This is a genomic window from Aeromonas sp. D3 (genome assembly GCF_027705025.1).
In the GTDB taxonomy this organism is placed as follows: domain Bacteria; phylum Pseudomonadota; class Gammaproteobacteria; order Enterobacterales; family Aeromonadaceae; genus Aeromonas; species Aeromonas salmonicida.
On sequence record NZ_JAPDBE010000091.1, the window covers coordinates 1 to 1,502 of the forward strand.

General features: G+C 58.9%; 1 protein-coding gene. It reads left to right on the forward strand.

The window, feature by feature from the left end; translation table 11 throughout:
- The first annotated feature begins 103 nt into the window (after positions 1-103).
- Entirely contained in the window at positions 104-1,489 is a 1,386-nt protein-coding gene (locus OKC28_RS22865) for an IS4 family transposase (RefSeq protein WP_270691158.1), read from the forward strand.
- The last annotated feature ends 13 nt before the right edge of the window (positions 1,490-1,502 follow it).

Consider the following 1,502-nt stretch of genomic DNA (forward strand, 5'->3'; position numbering starts at 1 on the left):
CTGTCTCTTATACAAAAATCCCCAAGCATCGCTTGGGGATTTTTTTGAACTTCTCTCCCATTCTGTGATCTGAACCTTTCATCACTCTCCCTCTGGTTCTAACATGCCCTTCACTCAACCGGCGCACTGGGCGCAGGCACAGTTTGGTCACGCCAACCTGAACGACCCAAGACGCACCAGAAGGCTGGTCGCCCTCGCCACTGCCCTTGCTCACCAACCAGGAGATTGCGTGTCACACCTTCCCCTCTCACCTGCTGATATGGAAGGCGCATACCGCTTCATTCGTAGCCCACATGTCAGTGCCGAGGCCATTGCCAACGCCGGCTTTGCCGTCACCGCCGCCCATGCCAGAGACCATTCTCTCTTGTTGGCACTGGAAGACACCACGGCCCTTACCTTCAATCATGCCAGCGTCAAAGACCAGCTGGGCCACACCAACCAGGGCAGCAGTCGTGCCCTGCTGGCTCACTCCGTGCTGCTGTTCGCGCCGCACAAGCGCAAGGTGGTCGGCTTGGCCGCCCAGCAAATATGGACTCGCGATGTCAGCAAGCGAGGGCAGCGTGCCCACTACGCGACCCGCCCCTATGAGGAGAAAGAGAGCTACAAATGGGAGCAAACCGCCAAAACGCTCGCCACCCGGCTTGGCAGCACCATTGCCAACGTTATCTCGGTCTGTGACCGGGAAGCGGATATCTACGAATACCTGCACTACAAGCAGAAACATACCCAGCGCTTCGTGGTGCGCTCAATGCAAAGCCGCTGTATCAACGAGCACGACAACAAGCTCTACGACTATGCCAGGCAGTGCCAATCCGCGGGCACCCGGGTGGTCAAGATTCCCCAGCGGGGTGGCAGAAAAGCCAGAGAGGCCGTGCTCGATATCAAGTTTGCCAGGGTCACCCTGAAAGCCCCGGCCAACAAGCGTAGGGAGCCTGATATCCCGCTCTACTACGTGGGATGCATCGAGCAGGGCGATGCCGCCGACCGGCTGGAGTGGCATCTGCTGACCAGTGAAGCGGTGACCAGCGCCGGGCAGGCCAGCGAGATTATCGGCTACTACGAGCGGCGCTGGCTCATCGAGGATTATCACAAGGTCTGGAAGAGTGCAGGCACGCGGGTCGAGGCGTTGAGGATGCAGAGCCGGGAAAACCTGACGCGTATGAGCGTCATCCTGGCCTTTATCGCGGTGCGGCTGCTGCAGTTGCGATTTATCAAAGAGGAGCCTGCCGCGCAGGGAGAGAGCTGCAAAGGAGTGCTGGGCACAAAGAGCTGGAAGCTGCTGTGGTTGAAGATGGAGAAGAGGGCCCTGCCGAATGAAGCCCCCGATATGGCGTGGGCGTACAAGAGCCTGGCGATACTGGGGGGCTGGAAGGACACCAAGCGCACGGGGCGAGCCTCGATAGCGGTGTTATGGGAGGGCTGGTTTAGGTTACAGACCCTCCTTGAAGGCTATGAACTGGCGCAGTCTCTTGAGCATCAACAGTTGTGATCAAGAGACAGCC

Coding starts and splice junctions, on each gene's coding strand:
- OKC28_RS22865 (WP_270691158.1), top strand. CDS start 104: ATGCCCTTCACTCAACCGGCGCACTGGGCGCAGGCACAGTTTGGTCAC.